The organism is Paludibacillus litoralis, assembly GCF_037646705.1.
Taxonomy (GTDB): Bacteria; Pseudomonadota; Alphaproteobacteria; order Rhodobacterales; family Rhodobacteraceae; genus Pikeienuella; species Pikeienuella litoralis.
On sequence record NZ_JBBHER010000008.1, the window covers coordinates 128,830 to 142,460 of the forward strand.

At 66.1% G+C, this 13,631-nt stretch carries 12 protein-coding genes; 6 read left to right on the top strand and 6 right to left on the bottom strand.

The window, feature by feature from the left end; genetic code table 11:
• The 4 genes from WG921_RS15010 to WG921_RS15025 all read left to right on the top strand — a co-directional run bounded on the left by WG921_RS15010 (position 1) and on the right by WG921_RS15025 (position 4,043).
• Positions 1–1,122, top strand: coding sequence for an ABC transporter permease (locus WG921_RS15010; RefSeq protein WP_340110064.1), 1,122 nt, complete (start codon positions 1–3; stop codon positions 1,120–1,122).
• A gap of 86 nt (positions 1,123–1,208) precedes the next feature.
• Positions 1,209–1,742 (top strand): universal stress protein, encoded by a 534-nt coding sequence (locus WG921_RS15015; protein WP_340110065.1) that lies wholly within the window; start codon positions 1,209–1,211, stop codon positions 1,740–1,742.
• 330 nt (positions 1,743–2,072) lie between these two features.
• Complete coding sequence (locus tag WG921_RS15020) at positions 2,073–2,768, top strand: haloacid dehalogenase type II (protein WP_340110067.1); 696 nt, start codon at positions 2,073–2,075, stop codon at positions 2,766–2,768.
• Between the two features lie 597 nt (positions 2,769–3,365).
• Complete coding sequence (locus WG921_RS15025) at positions 3,366–4,043, top strand: hypothetical protein (protein ID WP_340110068.1); 678 nt, start codon at positions 3,366–3,368, stop codon at positions 4,041–4,043.
• 73 nt (positions 4,044–4,116) lie between these two features.
• Here WG921_RS15025 and WG921_RS15030 read toward each other — a convergent pair whose 3' ends face one another.
• The 6 genes from WG921_RS15030 to WG921_RS15055 all read right to left on the bottom strand — a co-directional run bounded on the left by WG921_RS15030 (position 4,117) and on the right by WG921_RS15055 (position 11,129).
• Positions 4,117–5,532 carry a M20 family metallopeptidase gene (locus WG921_RS15030; RefSeq protein ID WP_340110069.1) on the bottom strand — a complete coding sequence of 472 codons (1,416 nt, stop codon included), beginning with the start codon at positions 5,530–5,532 and terminating at the stop codon, positions 4,117–4,119.
• 52 nt (positions 5,533–5,584) lie between these two features.
• Positions 5,585–6,589 carry an ABC transporter ATP-binding protein gene (locus WG921_RS15035; RefSeq protein WP_340110070.1) on the bottom strand — a complete coding sequence of 335 codons (1,005 nt, stop codon included), beginning with the start codon at positions 6,587–6,589 and terminating at the stop codon, positions 5,585–5,587.
• On the bottom strand, positions 6,586–7,575 hold the full coding sequence (locus WG921_RS15040; RefSeq protein WP_340110071.1) for an ABC transporter ATP-binding protein: 990 nt from the start codon (positions 7,573–7,575) through the stop codon (positions 6,586–6,588). The genes WG921_RS15035 and WG921_RS15040 overlap by 4 nt, the downstream gene beginning before the upstream one ends.
• The gene (locus WG921_RS15045) at positions 7,572–8,480 is read right to left on the bottom strand and encodes an ABC transporter permease (protein ID WP_340110072.1); all 909 of its coding nucleotides are present in this window, start codon (positions 8,478–8,480) and stop codon (positions 7,572–7,574) included. The genes WG921_RS15040 and WG921_RS15045 overlap by 4 nt, the downstream gene beginning before the upstream one ends.
• Positions 8,477–9,454: an ABC transporter permease gene (locus WG921_RS15050; protein WP_340110073.1), complete on the bottom strand. Its 978-nt coding sequence runs from the start codon at positions 9,452–9,454 to the stop codon at positions 8,477–8,479. Before WG921_RS15050 ends, WG921_RS15045 begins: the two co-directional genes overlap by 4 nt.
• Positions 9,455–9,527: 73 nt before the next feature.
• Positions 9,528–11,129: an ABC transporter substrate-binding protein gene (locus WG921_RS15055; RefSeq protein ID WP_340110074.1), complete on the bottom strand. Its 1,602-nt coding sequence runs from the start codon at positions 11,127–11,129 to the stop codon at positions 9,528–9,530.
• Positions 11,130–11,371: 242 nt separating this feature from the next.
• On the opposite strand from WG921_RS15055, the gene WG921_RS15060 reads away from it, so the two are divergent.
• Entirely contained in the window at positions 11,372–12,322 is a 951-nt protein-coding gene (locus WG921_RS15060) for a LysR substrate-binding domain-containing protein (RefSeq protein ID WP_340110075.1), read from the top strand.
• Positions 12,323–12,344: 22 nt separating this feature from the next.
• Complete coding sequence (gene argE / locus WG921_RS15065) at positions 12,345–13,511, top strand: acetylornithine deacetylase (protein WP_340110076.1); 1,167 nt, start codon at positions 12,345–12,347, stop codon at positions 13,509–13,511.
• The last annotated feature ends 120 nt before the right edge of the window (positions 13,512–13,631 follow it).

Here is a 13,631-nt window from a genome sequence, read left to right on the forward strand (position 1 = left end):
ATGCGGCGCGTCGCGAACGTCTTCTGGCTGATGATCAAGGAGTTCCGCACGCTCTGGCGCGAAGCCATCCTGCTGCTCCTGGTCATCTACTCTTTCGGGCCCGGTCTCTACATCGAAAGCGCCAGCGAGGGGGAAACGCTCAACAAGGCGTCCGTCACCTTCGTCGACGAGGACCGGTCCGCGCTCAGCCGCGCGCTTCAGACCTCCCTTCAGATGCCGCGCTATCTGCCGCCGCTCGAGACCACCGCCGACCAGATCGACCGGATGATGGATTGGGGCGAGACGGTTTTCGTCGTGGTGATCCCCGCCGGATTCGAGGCGGATGTGCGCGCCGGGCGCACGCCCTCCTTGCAGCTCAACATCGACGCCACCAAAACGCAGGCCGCCGCCGTGGGCGCCGGCTATCTGACGGCCACGTTCAATGAGGAAATCAACCGTTTCGCGGCCGGTCACGACATCGTTCAGGCGCCGCCCATCGACCTGGTGCTGCGCCGGTCATTCAACCCGGCGGGCGATGCGGTGTGGTTGCGGTCGATTTCCTCGCTCTTGAACGCGCTGTCGATGCTGACCATCGTTCTCACCGGCGCGGCCGTGATCCGCGAGCGTGAACACGGCACGATCGAGCATCTTCTGCTGATGCCGGTCACCGCGATCGAGATCGCGTTCGCCAAGATCGTCGCCAACAGTCTCGTGATCTTCGCGGCCTTCGTGTTTTCTCTTTTCATTGTCGTCGAAGGCGCGCTGAAGGTGCCGTTCGCCGGATCCGAAGGATTGCTGCTGGCGGGCGCGGCGATCTATCTCTTCGCCGCCGCGTCGATCGGGGTGCTGTTGGGGATCCTGGCGCGGACCATGGCGCAATTCGCGCTGCTCCTGATGCTGGTCATCATGCCGATCATGATTCTGTCGGGCGGCGTCGCGCCCATTGAAAGTCAGCCCTTGTGGCTGCAGCCCATCACCTGGCTGCTTCCCTCGCGCCATTTCATGGAGTTCGCCATCGCCATCACCTATCGCGGCGCCGATTTCGCGATCGTCTGGCCGGAATTCTTCTGGACCTTCATTCTGGGCGCGGGGTTCCTCGCCGCCAGCCTGATCCTGTTTCGCCGATCGATCTCGGCGGGGTGACGGCGCAGGCATGCGCCAACCGGCCAAAGGAGGGCCGAAACCTGGGCGGCGCCGACCGATAAACGAGGCCGCCGGGAGAGCAGGCCGTGAGACGCCTGCTGTCCATCGCCTCGGATTGTTCTATAGATGATGCATGGACCGAGCCGAGACGCAGGCTCTACATGGAGGTGCGAATGTACAAACACATTCTGGTTGCGACCGATGGATCCGAGCTTGCCCAAAAGGGGCTCGAGCATGGTCTGGCGCTCGCCAAACAGCTCGGCGCGAAGATTACGGTCCTGACGGTTTCGGAGCCCCTGCGCCCGGAAGCGGCGCGCGCGGCTCAACTGGCCGGCGTCGAGAACGCCGCCACCCGCTACGATCAACAGATCGACAACCTCATGAAGGAGCGTTTCGCCTTCATCAGGGAGCGCGCGCGTGAACACGGCATCACAGTGGACCTGACGCATGAGATCGATGACGCGCCGGCCGAAGCCATCGTCAGGTTCGCCGAAATCCGGAGCTGCGACCTCATCGTGATGTCTTCGCATGGCCGACGCGGCGTGCAGAAATTGCTGCTCGGAAGCCAGACGTCGGAAGTGTTGGTCAAGACGACCATTCCCGTGCTGGTCATCCGATAGGCGCCGCTGGCGGCGTGAACGCCCCGCGAGCGACAGGGCCGAGCGGCGCGCGATAGCGCCCCGGGCGGAAGCCCAACCGCTACGGTCGGGGACCGGATTCCCTCCGGCCTCCAGCCGCCGGCGCTCCGATGCGCTCTCGGCGCAAACCGGGTCATCGCCGCCGCATCGGCGCCGTCTTCAGGGCGGCCCCGATGGTCTTGAGCGGCGCCCATCGATTGCGAATGAACGGGCCGTCAATCGGGTGTGTTCAGACCTCTCGTTCGTTCCTATCCTGACATGGCGCGGCCGGAATCGGCCGCGGGCGAAACATTCGACACCGAGGACATTTCAATGAACGCCAAGACACCCTCCGTCATTGTGTTCGATGTAAACGAAACGCTGCTCGACATCACCACGCTGGAGCCTCTGTTCGACCGCGTGTTCAACGATGGATCCGTCATGCGGGAATGGTTCGCGCAGCTGGTCCTCTATTCCCAGACCATGACCCTCTCCGGGCTCTATACGCCGTTTGGCGCGCTGGCCGTCGGAGCCTTGCGCATGATCGGGCGAACGAAGAACACGCCCGTGACCGACCAGGACATTGATGAGCTGAAGGAACGCATGGGCGCGCTCCCCGCCCATCCCGACGTCGTCCCCGCCCTGACCCGGCTGCGGGATGCGGGCCTGCGCCTGGCGACATTCACCAACTCGGCGCCCGGGCCGGGCCCTTCGCCGCTCGAGCGCGCCGGGATCGGCGGGTTCTTCGAGCGCTCGCTCAGCGTCGACGCCGTCCGGAAATTCAAACCGGCCCCCGAAACCTACGCTCACGTCGCGACGGAGATGGATGTTCAGCCGTCGGACCTGTGTCTGGTCGCCTGTCACGTCTGGGACACGATCGGCGCCCAGTCCGCCGGGTGGCTGGGCGCGCTGGTGACACGGCCCCATAACGCCCCGTTCCCGGCGGAGCAGGCGCCGCAGCCGGACTTCGTTTCGCCCGACCTCGTCGATCTGTCGGAGCAGATGCTGCGCCGCTGGTCGATCGCATGACGGCGCGGGCGCGTCAGACCCGCCGCGCAGCGCGCTGAGAAACGCGCCCGGAACTCCGGAAACCTCGCCCGACGGGCCATGGCTGAAGCTGCCCGCCGCAACCCGGGGCGCCGGAGGGCGCGTATCGGCGCGCCATCGACAAGACCGCCGGTCGCCCTCGCGATCACGCTCATGACCCGCATCCTGCCGAGAGGAGGACGCGGCCAAGGCGCATGGAGGCCCGCTGCAAGGTCGGAACCGGCTCACGGGCGACTTCACGAAAATTTGGTTCACAATCGGCGGGAGAAGGATGAACGACGATTGAGTCGCTCTCGTGTCCGGGGTGTTAATCCTTACAGTGCGCCGGGAGGCGGCTCATTTCGCCTTCGCCGGCGCGGCCGCCGCTGAAATGCGCTCAAGAACGCTGAGGGAGCAAGGATACGGTTGTCGTTCAAACTGGTCTTGGCGTCAGCAGGCCTCGGGCGCGCCGTCGCGGCGGGCTTTGCGCGCCCGCGACCGGGCGCGACCGCGCGGGGAGTCGCGCCCGGTCGTCGGGCCATTCCTGGCGTGATCGCGTTCTGACGCTTGTCGATGGCGATCCCCCTGTAACGACCGCCGATGGCGGGTGAGCCCGACCTCCCCCCCGCGCCCGAGCCAAAGGGCGCGACGATCCGCATTCTTCTGAGGATCGCCGTCCTGCTGCTGGCCGCGTATGGCGTTCATCTTCTGATCGGCTGGGCGGCGCATCTCTCCATCTCGGGGAATCCCCACGCCCGGACAGGAGTGCTGATCGCGCTGGTGCTGACCTACGCGTTGCTCATCGCCATCCCCTTCGTGCCCGGTGTCGAACTCGGGCTCTTGCTCATGGCCATGGAAGGGGCCCCGATCTCGCCGCTTATCTACGCCGCGACCATAATGGGGCTGGGGGCCGCCTACGCCGCCGGGGCATGGCTCCCCTACTCGCGCCTGCACGGCATGTTGGCCGACATGCGGATGCGCCGCGCCTGCGCGCTGTTGGATCGGATCGCTCCACTCACCAGCGAGGAAAGAGTCCAGATGCTGCGAAGCCGGGCGCCGGCGTGGGCGCGCCCGTTTGTCTCGCGCTATCGCTATCTCCTGCTCGCCGCGCTGGTCAACCTGCCCGGCAATTCTCTCATCGGCGGCGGCGGCGGCATCCTGTTCATGGCGGGCCTGAGCCGCCTGTTCCGCCCCGCCGCCACGCTGTTGACGATAGGCCTGGCGGTCGCGCCGGTTCCCTTGATCGCCTGGCTGTTCGACATCAAGATCATGAATTGAGCGCCGCGCCGCGCAGGTCGATCGTCAGTCTCTCAAGGCCCGGTTCCGAAGACGCGGCTCTCAAGGTCTCCGGTCATTCCGCGGCGATCGGCGGTTTCGTTTCCGGAGGGATCGGGCAGGCGTAGGGGAACTCCTTCAGGTGCTCGGCATGGGCCTTTCGCGCCGCGGCCCGCAGCCGGTCGTCGCGCAGGGCGCGGCGCGCGGTCGCCGCCATCACCTTGGCGGCATGCAGCATCCCCTTGTGCGCCGCCGACGTCTTGCCCTGAGCGGTCTGTTGCCAGGTGTGAAGCGGCGTGCCGATAGCGCAGGTCGCCACCCGCGCCTGGACGGTCGGCGCCGCCCAACTGACATCGCCCACATCGGTCGATCCCATCCCGCCCATGAACGGCCTGTCCAGCGGGGCGATGAAGTCGCAGAGCGCCAGATCGTAATCCGGTTTCATCGCGAGGCGCTGGAAGGTGTCGGCGATCTCCTCGCGGGAGAGGGTCTTGCGGATTTCGGCGGCGAAGGCGATGTCGTCGGCGTCGAACGGCGCCGGGCCGAGAGCGTCGAACTCGGCCTGCATCGCCTCTTGCAGCGGGCGATTGCCGAGCAGGTTGGACACCGCCGAGAACACCTGCGAGGTGACGGTCGTGCCGGACATCAGCGCGGCGCCGTCGGCGATCCTGCGGACACGCTCGACCAGCGATTGCAGGCCCTGAAGGTCGGGGCTTCGGATCAACTGGCGCACGGTCGCCTTGGCCTGCACCACGTTCGGCGCCTCGCCGCCGGCGTCAAGATAGGCGTAATGGACGCGGGCGGCGTCGGGCATGTGCTCGCGCAGGTAGTTGACGCCGATGTTCATCAATTCGACGGAATCCAGCGCCGACCGCCCCAGTTCGGGGGCGCCGGCGGCGTGGGACGCCTTGCCGGTGAAGGTGAAGTCGATCCGGGTGTTCGCCAGCGACCGCATGTCGTCCACCGCGTTGAAGCTGGCCGGATGCCAGGTGATGGCGATATCGACATCGTCGAATCGTCCGTCGCGGACCATATACGTCTTGGCGGCGCCGCCCTCTTCCGCCGGGCAGCCATAATAGCGGATGCGGCCCGGCAGGCCTTCGGCCTCCAGCCAATCCTTGACGGCCGTGGCGGCCGAGAGCGCGGCCGAGCCGAGAAGGTTGTGGCCGCAGCCGTGGCCATAGCCGGTTTCGCTGATCTGTCTGGGCTCGGCCAGGCCGGGCTGCTGGCTGAGGCCCGGCAGAGCGTCGTATTCGCCCAGAATGGCGATCACCGGGCCGCCCTCGCCAGCCTCGCCCATCACCGCCGTCGGGATGCCCGCCAGATGCTCTTGCACGCGAAAGCCCTGCTCGCGCAGCATCGCGGTGTGCTCGGCGCAGGACCGCGTTTCGGTATACGCGACCTCAGGCATGTCGAACACGCGGTCGGCCAGGCCGATGAACGCCTCGCGCCTTTCGTCGACCAGCGGCCAGATCGGATTCTCGTTTCGCATCGCACCGTCTCCTTGGGCGTTCTGTCGCCGGGTCGCCCGGCGCGTTGTCGGGTCAGCCGGCCCTGTCATTCAGATGGCACGCCGAGAGCCGCCCGGGCGCCACTTCCTTCAGGGCGGGCGCCTCGACGCGGCAGCGGTCATGGGCGTGCGGGCAGCGCGGATGGAAATGGCAGCCCGTCGGCGGGTGCAACGGCGAGGGGATCTCGCCCTTGATGGCGGAATAGATCCGCTTTCCCGTCTCGAATGTCGGAATCTCGGCGACCAGCGCCTGCGTATAGGGATGGTTCGGGCGGGCCATCAGATCCTCGGCCTCGCCCAACTCGACCAGGCGGCCGAGATACATGACGGCGATCCGGTCCGAGATATGCTCGACCACGCCGAGATCATGACTGATGAAAAGATAGGTCAGATCGAACGCCTCGCGCAGCCCCACGAAGAGGTTGAGAACCTGCGCCTGGATCGAGACATCGAGCGCGGCGACGGATTCGTCGCAAACCAGAAAATCGGGCTTGACGGCGAGCGCGCGGGCGATGCCGATGCGGGCGCGCTGCCCCCCCGAGAACTGGTGCGGATACCGCTTGCCCATCGACGGATCGAGGCCGACCTGTTCGAGAAGCTCCTCGACATAGGCCGCCATTTCGCGCCGGGGCGCGATACCGTGCACGCGCGGCGCCTCGCCGACGATGTCGCGCACCTGAAGCCGGGGGTTCAGCGACGACATCGGGTCCTGAAACACCATCTGGATCCTCAGCGCGGCCTCGCGCGCGGCGGCCCCCTCCAGGCGGGCCACGTCCTGCCCGCGATAGAGAATGCGCCCCTCGGTGGTCGAAAGCAGCCCCGCCACCATGCGGCCCAGAGTGGATTTTCCGCAGCCGGATTCGCCGACGAGGCCCAGCACCTCCCCGCCTTTCACCGCAAGGCTGACGCCATCGACGGCGTGAACCGTCAGCGGCCGGATGGAGGAGCCCAGCCGGCGGGCGGTCCGCTCGGCGATGTCCAGCTCCTTGACGAAGCGTTTTGAGACGTTGTCGATCTCGATGATCGGTGGCGTGGTCACGAGGCGGAAACCCCCTGGCGGCTTTCAAGATGCGGATGCGCGCAGCGGACCCGATGGTCCGCGCTCTGCGCGTCGAGCGACGGCTCCGTCAGGCAGGCGTCGTCGGCGCGCGGACAGCGCGGCCTGAACTTGCAGCCGGAGGGCAGATTCAGCAATGACGGCGTCATTCCCTTGATCTGAGTCAGGAGAGCCCCGTGGCGCTTGCCCTGGGGGACGCTCTCGATCAGGCCTCTGGTGTAGGGATGCATCGGCCGGGCGATCACCTGCGCCGTCGCGCCTTCTTCGATGATGCGGCCGGCGTACATCACGGCGAGACGGTCGGCCAGGCCCGACACGACGGCGAGATCATGGGTGATCCAGATCAGCGCGGTGCCCGATTCCGCGCAAAGCGTCTGCACTTCGGACAGGATCTGCGCCTGTATGGTGACATCGAGCGCGGTGGTCGGCTCGTCCGCGATGATCAGATCCGGCTTGTGCAGAAGCGCGATTGCGATGGCCACCCGCTGCCGCATCCCGCCCGAAAACTGGTGCGGATAGCTTTCCAGCCGTTCGCCCGGCGACGAGATCCCGACCGCGGCCAGGGCCTCGCGCGACCGCTCCAGCGCCGCGGCGCGCGATACGTCTTCATGCGCGCGGACGGTCTCGATCATCTGGGTGTCGATCCGGAGCACGGGGTTCAGGGTCATCATCGGATCCTGAAAGATCATCGCGATGCGCTTGCCCCGCAGCGGGCGCAGCACCTGTTCGCCGCCCGCGACCAGGTCCGCGCCGTTGAACAGGATCTGCCCCGAAACCACCCGGCCCGGCGAATCGACAAGCCCGAGAATCGAAAACCCGGTGACCGACTTGCCCGATCCGGATTCCCCGACAAGGCCCAGAATCTCGCCCCGATCCAGCGACAGGCTGACCCCGTCGACCGCCTTGGCGACGCCGTCGCGGGTGAAAAAATGCGTTTGCAGATCGCGAATTTCGAGAAGTCTGGTCATGAAGAGAGCCGCGGATTGAGAACGTCGCGCAGCCGGTCGCCGACCAGATTGATGGCGATGATCGTGATCACCAGCGCGATGCCGGGAAACAGGCTGATCCAGTAGCGGCCCGACAGCAGGAAATCGTAGCCGTTGGCGATCAGCAGCCCCAGCGACGGTTCGGTGATCGGAACGCCGACGCCGAGAAAGGACAGCGTCGCCTCCAGCGCGATGGCCTGCGCGATCTGCACCGTCGCGACCACGATGAGCGGCGGCACGCAATTGGGGAGCAGATGGCGGAACATGATGCGCCGGTTCGACAACGCCAGGCAGCGCGCGGCCTCGATGTAATCCTTGCGCCGCTCGACGATGGCGGAGCTGCGGACGGTGCGCGCGTAATAGGCCCATTGCACGATCACCAGCGCCAGGATCACCTTGTCGACCCCGCGGCCCAGCAGCGCCAGCAGGATCAGCGCGATCAGGATCGCCGGGAAGGAGAGCTGCAGATCGACAATCCGCATGATGAAGGAATCGAGCCGCCCGCCGAAATAGGCCGCCGTCACGCCGACCACGGTGCCGATCGTGATGGCCAGGCCCAGTGACACCGACGCCACCAGGAGGCTGATGCGCAGGCCGTACATGATCGCCGAAGCCATGTCGCGGCCCTGCTGGTCGGTGCCCAGCCAATAGGTCTGGCCGGTTCCGAAGCTGACCTCGCCGGGCGGCAGGCCGCCATCCATGATGTCGAGTTGCGCCAGGTCATAGGGGTTCTGCGGCGCGATCCACGGCGCCGCGACGGCGATCACCGCGATCAGAATGAACAGAACCAGCCCGCCGATTGCGACGGGGTCCTCGACGAACTCCTTGGCGACCCGTTTGAAGAAACCATCGATGCGCAGCGGCGCGTTGGCGGCGACGTCGGTCATCCCTTCATCTCCGAAAGCCGGATCCGGGGGTCGAGCAGCGAATAGATCACATCGACCAGCAGGTTGATCGCGACGATTATCAGGACGGTCAGCATCAGGTAGGCCACGATCACGGGCCGGTCGAGAAGGTTGATCGAATCGATCAGCAGCTTGCCCATTCCGGGCCAGGCGAAGACCGTCTCGGTCACGATCGCGAAAGCCACCATCGAGCCCAGTTCAAGGCCGATGATCGTCACGACCGGGATCATGATGTTCTTGAGCACATGCACCAGCACCACGCGCCGGCCCGAAAGCCCCTTGGCGCGGGCGAATTTGACGTAATCCTGGAGGCAGACTTCGCGCGTGTTGGCGCGGGCGAGGCGGATGATCAGCGACATCTTGAAAAGCGCCAGATTGATCGCCGGCAAAATCAGATGCGAGAGCCCGTCAAGCGTCAGAAAGCTGACATGCATGCCCAGAATCTCGGTCGTCTGGCCGCGCCCACCCGCGGGCAGCCATCCCAGCAGGACGGCGAAAACCAGGATCAACAGCATCCCCTGCCAGAAATTCGGCAGTGAAAACCCCAGGATCGACCCGCCCATGATGGTCTTGCCCGCGATGCTGTGGGGCCGCAGCCCGGCCCAGACCCCCAGAGGGACGCCGAGGCCGACCGACAGGACCAGCGCGACCATGGCCAGCTCCATCGTCGCGGGCAGCCGTTCGAGAATGATATCGAGCGCAGGGCGCCCGTAGACGAAAGAGGTGCCGAGATCGCCGTGCAGCACATTCCAGATGAAGATGCCGAATTGTTGATAGAGCGGCTTGTCGAGCCCCATCCGTTCGGTCGTGGCGAGGATCTGCGCCTGCGTCGCTTCGGGATTGATCAGCACGTCGACCGGGTTGCCGATGAAATAGACGCCCACGAAGACGAGCACCGCCATCGCGGCGACCGCGAGAAGGCTCTGACCAAAGCGCCGGACGAGATAGACGGTCATTCCGGTCTCCCCGTGTGGCCGCATCGGAAAAAAGAGGTCGGCGCCCGCGAACCGCGGGCGCCGAAGGTCAGGCTCACTTGGCCGGCTTCACTTCGGACGCCATCGTGTACTGATCGACGCGCGGCTCGTAGTCCAGATCGGCCTTCATCGCCCAGACGGTCTGTTCGAAGTGCAGCGGAAGTATGCCGTAATCGTCCAGGACCATCGTCTCCGCCTGTTGCAGCAGGCTGTCGCGCTCATCGTCGTTGATGGTCGACATCGCCTTCAGCAGCACCTTGTCCATCTCCGGGTTGGAATAGCGCCCCGCGTTCGTCGGCCCCATCCCGGTGTCGGCGTTATAGGTCGCGACCAGCGATTTCAGCGGCGACGACATCTCGCCCGAGGCCGCGCCCCAGCCCGCCATGTAGATCGGGAAATCAAGCGCGTTGCGGCGCGAGAAGAACTGGCTGGCGGTGGTGGCGTCGACATTCATCGTGATGCCGATCCGCGCCATCATCTGGGCCACCGCCTGGGCGACCTGCTCGTCGTTGATGTAGCGGTCGTTCGGCGTGCCGAGGGTGATGGTGAACCCGTCGGGATAGCCCGCCTCGGCCAGCAGCGCCTTGGCGCGATCCGGGTCATAGGCGTCCACCGGGCGGCTCGAGGTGCCGAACATCGGCGGCGGCAGCAGCTCGCCGGCGGGCTGCGCGAAGCCGCCCATGATCCGATCGGCGATGGCCTCGCGGTTGATCGCCAGCGAGATCGCCTCGCGGACGCGCTTGTCCATCAGCGGGTTCTTCCCGTCGGTTCCCGAAATGCTCGGCGCGCCCTCTTCCTGGCGCATGGCGAGATAGATGATCCGGTTCGACAGCGCGTCGACGATCTTGAACCCGGCCCCTTCGATGCGCGGAATGTCCTGGATGGGCGGCGATTCGATCATGTCGATGTCGCCGGCCAGCAGCGCCGCGACCCGGGGGCCTTCGCTGGTGATGGGCCGCATCACGACGCGCGCCCAGTCTGGCGTCCCGCCCCAGTACTCATCGTTTCGGGTCAGCACCAGTTCCGCGCCGCGGGTGTAGGCGTCCAGCTTGTAGGGCCCGGTTCCCACCGCCACGTCGGGCGAGTTGAACGCCGGCGCCTGGGGCACATCGCCCATCCCCTCGCAGGCGCCGTCGGGCCGGTATGTGACCTCGTCCTCGGCTCCCAGCGCGTCGGCCGAAACGATCGCCAGGCTCCAAAGCTCGGCCGGCAGAAGCGGGTTGGTGCTGGTCGTCTTGATGATAAGCGAGTGGTCGTCCTCGGCGGTCATGTCGGCGATGGTGCCGGTGTAGATGGTGAAGGCGGACGGTGAATTTTCGACCAGCGGCACCCGGCAGAAGGAATAGATCACATCCCGCGCGGTGAAGGCGGCGCCATTATGGAACTTCACGCCGTCCTGCAGCTTGAAGCGCCAGGTGAGATCGTCCAGCGCCTCCCATTCGCTGGCCAAGCCGGGGCTGACCTTCTGAACGGCGTCCTGCTTCGTCAGCGCCTCGAACACGTTCTTGTGGACCTGAATGTTCGACGACAGCTGATGAAACTGCGGGTCCATCGACGTCGGTTCGGACTTGACCCCGATGGTGAGCTCCTGGGCGAAGGCCGGCGCGACGCCGATCGCGACGATCCCCGCGATGATCGGCAGTGTTGATGCTCTCACTGTTCAGTCCTTCCTGTTGGTAGCTGTCGCTTTGATTTTCGATTTTGTCGTTTCGATTTTCCGCCCCGGCGCGGACCGCCGCCGATGGAATTCAGCTTGGCATTCACGCTATTATGAGATAATCAAATGTCAATCTCGAATTTCTATGCGATTAGGTCATAGGTTCGTCTTGGGGGGTCGCAGGACCGCGTTGCGGGCCTGAAACGATCGGTTGAATCGCGGGCGCGGTCTGGTCGGGGACAATGGGGCGTTTCGACATCGGCGACGACATTCAGGACCGCAGGTCCGGGATCACCCTGCGCGAACTGGAAGTCCTTCAGGCTCTCGTGCGTGTCGGCACCGCGGTCAGCGCGGCGCGCGTGCTGGGCATTTCTCAATCCGCCGTCAGCCGCCGCCTGGCGCGGCTTGAGGAGCGGCTGGGGTTCTCCCTGTTCACGCGTTCGGGCGGCCGTCTGGTCGCCACCGTCGAGGCGCTGTCGATCAACGAACAGCTGGCCCCGGTTTTCGCCACGCTGGACCAGATCGCCAACCATGCGGACGCGCCCCGCCGGGCCCATCAGGGCGCTCTGGCCATCGTGGCGCCCCCGACCATCGCGCACCGCTTTCTCCCCAGACGGATCGCGGCGCTGAGGCGGCGCAACCCCAAGCTCACGATCAGCTTCGAGGTCATCGCCAGCGACAGCCTGGTGACGGGCGTGGCCGAATGCCGGTTCGACGTCGGGCTGACCGATTCGACCCCAACGCACGACGGCATCCACTTCGAGCCGCTGCTCTCGACCCAGGCGATTTGTCTCGTGCCCGCCGCGCATCACCTGGCGGCGCGGGACGTCATCCGCGCCGAGGATCTGGAAGGCGAGGATTTCATCGCCCTGACGCGCCGCCATTCCAGCCGCGTCACCATCGACCGCCTGTTCGAGCGCGCCGACGTGTCCCGCCGGATCGTGATCGAGACGGCGACCAACGTCTCGGCGTTGGAGTTTGTGCGCGAAGGTCTGGGCGTCTCGTTGGTGAATCCGTTTCCCATCATCCACCAGGTCGGCCGCGACGTGGCCGTGCGCCCCTTCCTGCCCGAAATCGGCTACAGCACCAATTTCCTGCTGCCGTCGAGCCGCGCGCCCTCGGCCGCGACGCTTGCCTTCATCGAACTGACACGCGCCAGCCTGGACCGGGCGGCGTATCCGACGATCCCTTAAGCGCAGATGCGAAAGGCTCCCCATGCCCACCCCAACAAGTAGAGAACTCCTTGCGGATCTGGTCGCCTTCGACACCACCAGCCGAAACTCGAACCTGCCCCTGATCGAGTATGTCGAGGCGTATCTGTCGTCCCATGGCGTCGCCAGCCGCCGGGTCCCGGATGCGACAAACCAGAAGGCGAGCCTCTGGGCCACGATCGGCCCCGCCGACAAGCCCGGCGTCATTCTGTCCGGGCATACCGACACCGTGCCCGTCGACGGACAGGACTGGAGCAGCGACCCGTTCTCCCTTGAGCCCCGCGACGGGCGTCTCTATGGGCGCGGGTCATGCGACATGAAGGGCTTTCTCGCCTGCGCGCTGGCTGCGGTTCCGGGTCTGGCGGCGCGCGATCTGACCCACCCCGTGCATCTGGCGTTCTCCTATGATGAAGAGGTCGGCTGCGTCGGCGTCATCGGCCTTCTGAAGGCGCTTCAGGTCGAGCCCGTTCGCCCCGCCTTCTGCATCGTCGGAGAGCCCACGCTGATGAAGGTGATGATCGGCCACAAGGGCAAACGGTCCATGCGCGTGACCGTGCGCGGGCTCAGCTGTCATTCGTCGCTGGCCCCCCAAGGGGTCAACGCGATCGATTACGCCGCCCTGATGATCGTGAAGATCCGCGAGATCGGACAGCGCCTCGCGACATCCGGCGGGCGCGACGCGGCCTACGACGTGCCCTACAGCACCGCCCACACCGGCATCGTCGCGGGCGGCGCCGCGCTGAACATCGTCCCCGATCTCTGCCATTTCGATTGCGAGTTCCGCGTGTTGCCCGCCGAGGACGCCGACGCCCTGGTCGAAGAGCTGCGCGCCTACGCGACGACCGTGCTTGAGCCGCAGATGCGCCGGATCGCCCCCGAAACCGGGATCGAGATCGACGTCTATGCGCAGTTTCCGGGCCTCGACACCGCCCCCGGCGCCGAGATCACGACGCTGGCCAAGCGCTTCGCCGGAAGCAACGACCACGGCAAGGTCGCCTTCGGAACCGAAGGCGGGCGGTTCGACGAAATGCTGGCCGTGCCGACCGTGATCTGCGGCCCCGGCTCGATCGCCCAGGCGCACAAGCCCGACGAATATGTCGAAACCGCCCAACTCGACGCCTGCGACGCCTTCCTCGCGAAACTGGCCGACTGGGCGGAAGCCCCGGAGTAGCCATGTCGGACTGGGCGCGCCGCCCCAGCGTTTGATCGATCGGAACGTTGATGACGGTCTCAGGCTCCATCGTCCAGCGTCGGCGGGTGACGGAGCGGCGAACGGCCATGTGAATGCGGG